Below are 7003 nucleotides of genomic sequence, written 5' to 3' on the forward strand. Positions count from 1 at the left end.
GTGTTTATCCGATCGTTAACCTTGAAGTCGTATCGGAATTATGAAGAATTAACCCTCGATACCCATTACAATGTCAATCTTTTTGTGGGGCGCAATGCACAAGGAAAGACGAACTTGCTTGAGGCGATCTTTGTCCTCGCCTTAACAAAGTCTCATCGCACGTCGAAGGATAAAGAACTGATCGGCTGGGAAGCGGATCATGCGATCCTAAAGGCGGAGATTGATCGCAAATATGGGCCCTGCCAGCTGGAACTCAATATTTCCAAGCAGGGAAAGAAGGCGAAGCTGAATGGGCTTGAGCAGAAGAAACTGAGTGATTTTATCGGAGCTTTGAATGTCGTCATGTTTGCGCCTGAGGATCTGGAGATTGTAAAGGGCGGCCCTGGCATTAGGCGGCGTTTTCTCGATATGGAGATTGGCCAAGTGCAGCCAAGTTATCTATACCATTTGCAGCAATATCAGAAAGTGCTCAATCAGCGCAACAACCTGCTTAAGCAGATGTGGAACGATCGGGGCTCACAACAGGCAGCGATGCTGGAGGTCTGGAATCAGCAGCTTGTAGAGCATGGTGTTAAAATTGTAAAGAAACGGAAACAATATTTAAAGAAACTGCAGATCTGGGCTGAACAGATTCATGCTGGAATTACTGATGGCCTCGAGAAGCTCGTAATTGATTACGTGCCCTCGTTTGGCGGTCTGGAAGAGGATGAAGCTGTTTTATTTGAGCAATTTATGATAAAGTTAACCCAAATGCATGATCAAGAGCTGCGCCGAGGCATGACGCTTGTTGGCCCTCATCGGGATGATCTGACCTTTTTTATTAACGATAAGGAAGTGCAGACGTACGGCTCGCAAGGCCAGCAGCGAACGACTGCCTTGTCCCTTAAGCTTGCGGAAATCGAGCTGATTCATGAAGAGATCGGCGAATACCCCGTATTATTGCTCGATGACGTGCTGTCTGAGCTTGACAGCTATCGTCAGACACAGCTCATAGAGACGTTTCAAGAAAAGGTGCAGACCTTTATAACGACGACCGGCATTGAAGGCATCCATACCAACAAGCTGCAGGGTGCCAATATTTGTCATGTGGATAGCGGACAAGTGAAGGGTTAAGGAGTGGTTGCGATGTATATTCACCTAGGTGGAGAAAAGGTAATCCGATCTTCGGAATTGGTAGCGATCTTTGATATCTCGATTGAGAAATCATCGAAGCTGTCCAAACAATTTGTTGCACACTCCCACAAGATTAAAAATGTCGAAACGATTGGTGAGGAAGAAGCCAAATCCATTGTAGTCACAAAAGGGAAGGTCTATTATTCCCCCATATCGTCGACAACGCTGAAGAAGCGTTCGCATCATTTACCACGCATGGACGAAGCATGAATGAGAATGAAAAAGAAGTGGGTGATGGGATGTCCTTGAATCATCAAACATACGATGAGAATCAGATACAGGTGTTGGAAGGTCTAGAGGCCGTTCGTAAACGCCCAGGTATGTATATTGGCTCAACTAGCAGCAAGGGTCTTCACCATCTTGTATGGGAAGTTGTTGATAATAGTATAGACGAAGCCCTCGCTGGATATTGTACGCGCATTGAGATCATTGTTCATGAAGATAACAGCGTATCCGTTATCGATAATGGACGCGGGATCCCAGTAGGGATTCAAGAAAAGATGCAGCGTCCTGCCGTAGAGGTTGTTATGACTGTCCTCCATGCCGGCGGTAAATTTGGTGGAGAAGGATATAAAGTATCTGGGGGTCTTCACGGGGTAGGGGTATCCGTCGTGAATGCCTTGTCAGATTCCTTGATTGTTACGGTTAAGCGTGATGGGTATATCCATCAGCAGGAGTACCACCGTGGTGTTCCGCAGTACGATCTTAAGATTATCGGTGAGACGGATGAAACCGGAACGACGATCACATTTAGGCCGGATGTAGAAGTATTCACAGAGACAACGGTCTACGAGTATGACATCTTGGCATCTCGTATTCGTGAGCTTGCGTTTTTGAATCGCGGTATTGAGATGATCTTGACCGATGAGCGCTCACAGCATCCTCAAAGCCATACGTTTAAATATGACGGCGGGATTATCGAGTTCGTTCAATACTTGAATCGAAATCGCGAGCCGGTTCATGAGCCTCCGATCTTTGTAGAAGGCGCGAAGGACAATATCACTTGTGAGATTGCCTTGCAGTACAACGATAGCTATACGGAACACATTTATTCGTTCGCAAACAATATTCATACCCATGAGGGCGGTACGCATGAATCCGGCTTTAAGAGTGCGCTCACACGCATTATTAACGATTATGCACGCAAGATGGGCTTGATGAAGGAAAGCGACACGAATCTGACAGGTGATGATGTTCGAGAAGGCTTGACGACGATTATTTCCGTTAAGATTCCAGAGCCGCAGTTTGAAGGCCAGACGAAGACAAAGCTTGGCAACAGCGAGGTTCGCGGAATCGTCGAATCGATGTTTGCGGAAAAGTTCATGCAGTTCTTGAATGAGAATCCGGCGATATCGAAGAAAATTATCGAAAAGGGAACGCAGGCCGCGCGTGCCAGAGAAGCGGCAAAGCGTGCGCGTGAGTTAACACGCCGAAAGAGCGCGCTTGAAGTATCCTCCCTTCCAGGTAAGCTTGCAGACTGCTCCTCCAAGGATCCATCCATCAGTGAGTTGTACATCGTTGAGGGTGATTCTGCTGGTGGTTCTGCGAAGCAGGGACGTGATCGTCATTTCCAAGCGATCCTGCCGCTTCGCGGTAAGATACTGAACGTTGAGAAATCTCGATTGGACAAGGTATTGTCCAACGCAGAGATTCGCAATATTATCACAGCGCTCGGTACGGGAATTGGAGAAGACTTTGACTTGTCCAAGGCTCGTTACCATAAGATCGTCATCATGACCGATGCCGACGTCGATGGTGCTCATATTCGTACGCTGCTTCTGACTTTCTTCTATCGCTATATGAGAAAGATTGTCGAAGCGGGTTATATATATATTGCCCAGCCTCCACTCTTTAAGATAGAACGCAACAAGGTGGTTCGTTATGCCGATTCTGAAAAGATGAGAGACGAAATCATTGCGGAGTGGGGAGAAGGCAGTAAGATCAATGTACAACGTTACAAAGGTCTTGGCGAGATGAACGCAACTCAGCTGTGGGAGACGACAATGGACCCTGAAAGCCGTACGATGCTTCAGGTTACCATTGACGATGCGAAGATGGCTGACGAGATTTTCGATACATTGATGGGGGATCAGGTTGAGCCACGCCGTGACTTTATTATCGAACATTCGAAGTTCGTTAAGAACCTTGATTTCTAATCCACTTTACACGATAAATGATCCATACCCTGGTCGATTAGACTAGGGTATTTTTATCTCTTTGAAAATGAAGAGAATGGATTTTTGCAGTATTCAAATCATTTTCATGGTATAATAGAGAGTGACGTTTTAGCTTTATGAGCAAGCATAACGCTAGGATTGAATAGGTTGATAGAGCCTGATGCAAGGCTCTCGCTCACAGGTAGGTTTAATTGTTTCTTATTTGTGAAAGTAATATAATAGATAACGGAATCATGAAGTTTAATCGTGACTTGTCATCATGACGACGGTGCTGCTTCCGGTAAGGATGCATGCCGTTTTTTCGTGCAGTTAGACACGGTTGCATGCGTTTGCAGAATTTATTGCAATCGTGGGTTAACGAACAATGCCTATTCAAGAACCTGCTCAAAAGCGATGGATATTGTTGAATTTCCGAACATTCTGTTTGCAAGGCTAACGAGAATGACTCGGAATTATTTGAAGGAGGTCCAGCATGGCGGAAGAACAACAATCGCAGATCAAAGACCGCGACATTGGCACCGAGATGCGCGAATCTTTTCTTGATTATGCGATGAGTATTATAGTGAGTCGTGCATTGCCAGATGTACGAGACGGTATGAAGCCAGTACACCGTCGTATTCTGTATGCAATGTCTGAACTCGGTATGTCCCCGGACAAGCCTTACAAGAAATCAGCAAGGATCGTAGGTGAAGTCATCGGTAAGTATCACCCTCACGGTGATTCTGCGGTGTATGAGACGATGGTCCGTATGGCCCAAGATTTCTCCCTGCGCTACATGCTGGTTGATGGACACGGTAACTTTGGCTCCATAGACGGTGATATGGCAGCAGCGATGCGTTATACAGAGGCACGCTTATCCAAGATCTCCATGGAGATGCTTCGTGATTTAAATAAAGAGACGGTTGATTTTGCGCCTAACTATGATGGCGAAGAGAAGGAACCGGTTGTTTTGCCAGCGCGTTTTCCGAATTTGCTTGTAAACGGCCTTTCTGGTATCGCCGTAGGGATGGCTACCAATATCCCGCCGCACAACCTGATTGAGGTTATTAATGGGGTGCAAGCTCTCATTAAAGATCCTGAGCTCACGCCGATCGACCTAATGGATTATATCCATGGTCCGGACTTCCCTACAGCTGGTTTGATTATGGGCCGTGAAGGTATTCGCCAAGCTTATATGACTGGCCGCGGATCCGTAGTGATGAGAGCACGTGCTGAGATTGAAGAGAACAACGGCAAGGCTCGCATCGTAGTAAACGAAATTCCATATCAGGTGAACAAAGCACGTTTGGTCGAGAAGATTGCTGAGCTTGTTCGTGATAAAAAGATCGACGGCATTACTGACCTTCGCGATGAGTCTGACCGTAACGGAATGCGCATCGTGATTGAGCTTCGCCGCGATGTAACGCCAAGTGTAGTACTGAACAACTTGTACCGCCACACGCAAATGCAAGTTAACTTTGGCGTTAACATGCTTGCTCTTGTTAATCAAGAACCTCGCGTTCTGAATCTTCGTGATGTTCTTCATTACTACATTGAGCATCAAGTTGAAGTCATCAGACGTCGTACACAGTTTGACTTGAACAAGGCTGAGGCTCGCGCTCATATCCTTGAAGGCTTGCGTATTGCGCTTGACCATCTGGACGAGATTATTGCGCTTATTCGCGCCTCTCGCAATGATGAGGAAGCACGCAATGGCTTGATGGAACGTTTTGAGCTTTCATTTGAGCAGGCGCAAGCGATTCTGGATATGCGTCTTCGCCGTCTTACAGGCTTGGAACGTGACAAGATTGAAGAAGAGTATAATGAGCTTCTTGCTAAAATTGCTGAATTCAAAGCGATTCTTGCTGATGAGCAGCTTGTCCTTCAGATCGTTCATGACGAGCTCGAAGAGGTTAAGCAGAAGTATGGCGATGAACGTCGTACAGAGATTACGTTTGGCGATGATATCATGGATGAGGATCTTATTCCTCGTGAGGATGTTATCATCACAATTACGCATAGCGGCTATATCAAGCGTCTGCCAGCAACGACTTATCGCAGTCAGAAGCGCGGCGGCCGCGGAGTTGTGGGTATGGGCATGAAAGATGATGACTTTGTGGAGCACTTGTTTGTGACCAACTCCCATCATTATTTGATGTTCTTTACCGACAAAGGGAAGGTGTACCGCATCAAGGCGTACGAAATCCCAGATCTCAGCCGTACAGCAAGAGGAACGCCTGTCATCAACCTGATTCAGATCGAGCAGGGTGAGACGATCAATGCGGTTATTCCCGTTGAAGAGTTTGGTGGTGAGCAATACCTGTTCTTCGCAACAAGACAAGGTATCGTGAAGAAGACACCGCTTATCGATTACAACAATATCCGTAAGGGCGGCTTGATCGCCATCAATCTTCGTGATGATGACGATCTGATCGGTGTACGTCTAACTGATGGCGAACGTGAGATCATTATGGGTACGAAGAACGGAATGTCCATTCGATTCTCTGAAAAGGATGTCCGCTCTATGGGACGTTCAGCTACTGGTGTAAAAGGAATCAACCTCGATAGCGATGATAGAGTCATTGATATGGACGTTATCGATCCTGCTCAAGATGTCTTGATCGTAACGACGAAGGGGTATGGCAAGCGTACGCCAACAGAGGAGTATCGTTCTCAGACTCGTGGCGGTAAAGGGATTAAGGCGATTAATGTTACGGAGAAAAATGGTCCTCTAGCAGGACTCAAAGTCGTAAGCGATGACGATGATCTCATGGTGATCACGGAATCGGGTACAATCATCCGTACAAGCATCTCCGGCATCTCTCAGCTTGGTCGATACGCGCAAGGCGTTAAGATTATTAATATCCGCGATGAGGATGCTGTATCGACAGTTACCCGCTGTGGTAAGAACCAAGAAGAGGAACAAGCGATGGATGAAGATGTGTCGATGGAAGACGGTTCAACTGAATCCGGCAGCACAGATCTCCCTCAGGATGAAGCTTGAGAACTATAAGTTACTGGGAAGACCGCATTTATATTGCGGTCTTCTTTTTATGAAATGAACATGTTGATGATATAGTGATCGGCTTGCGACATTGAAATATGATCTAATGGCTCGTGTAATCCTTGCAGCATGAGAACTATTACAGGGTTGAACGATGTTAGGCAGATGAGCCCCTGTCTGCAGCATTAAATAGATGAACAGCAGCAATTGCCGTGTGCATGTATTGAAGTGAACTCGAATTCACTTCTATTGTTACAGTGAAGCTCAGTTTTAAAATAAGGTTATGATCAACGCCGGAGTCAACTTTGGCCTAAAGGGTAACTCTTATATGAACAAAAAAGATAATAGAATAAAAGTGTTGCATTACTATATATGATTTGTTATACTATAATTCCTTCTTCCAAAAGAAGGTGTGCAAGTATTGGATTTAAGTAAATGCGATTTAAATTATTTTAAAAAAAGACTTGCATTGAGCTTCTGAATATGATATATTAATTAAGTCGCCGCTGATAAGGCGGTTGAGACAAGCAAAATTGTTCTTTGAAAACTGAACAACGAGTGAAACATTATTGAGAATTAAATTCTCGTCAGCAATACAAATGAGCAAGTCAAACACTTTTATGGAGAGTTTGATCCTGGCTCAGGACGAACGCTGGCGGCGTGCCTAATA

4 protein-coding genes are annotated in these 7003 nt (G+C 45.6%); all 4 read left to right on the plus strand.

All coding sequences use genetic code 11. The features are described from left to right. The 4 genes from recF (at position 1) to gyrA (ending at position 6333) form a co-directional block, all read left to right on the plus strand. Positions 1–1113, plus strand: a complete 1113-nt coding sequence (gene recF / locus I2H74_RS11280; protein WP_195574032.1) for a DNA replication/repair protein RecF — start codon at positions 1–3, stop codon at positions 1111–1113. A 12-nt stretch (positions 1114–1125) separates the two neighbouring features. Next, positions 1126–1383, plus strand: coding sequence for an extracellular matrix regulator RemB (remB, locus tag I2H74_RS11285; protein WP_085494581.1), 258 nt, complete (start codon positions 1126–1128; stop codon positions 1381–1383). Between the two features lie 29 nt (positions 1384–1412). Then, positions 1413–3329, plus strand: coding sequence for a DNA topoisomerase (ATP-hydrolyzing) subunit B (gyrB, locus tag I2H74_RS11290; RefSeq protein ID WP_195574092.1), 1917 nt, complete (start codon positions 1413–1415; stop codon positions 3327–3329). A gap of 493 nt (positions 3330–3822) precedes the next feature. After that, positions 3823–6333, plus strand: a complete 2511-nt coding sequence (gene gyrA / locus I2H74_RS11295; RefSeq protein ID WP_195574033.1) for a DNA gyrase subunit A — start codon at positions 3823–3825, stop codon at positions 6331–6333. Positions 6334–7003: the final 670 nt, after the last annotated feature.

The sequence above is a fragment of the Paenibacillus sp. 1001270B_150601_E10 genome, assembly GCF_015558675.1.
Lineage (GTDB): Bacteria > Bacillota > Bacilli > Paenibacillales > Paenibacillaceae > Paenibacillus_B.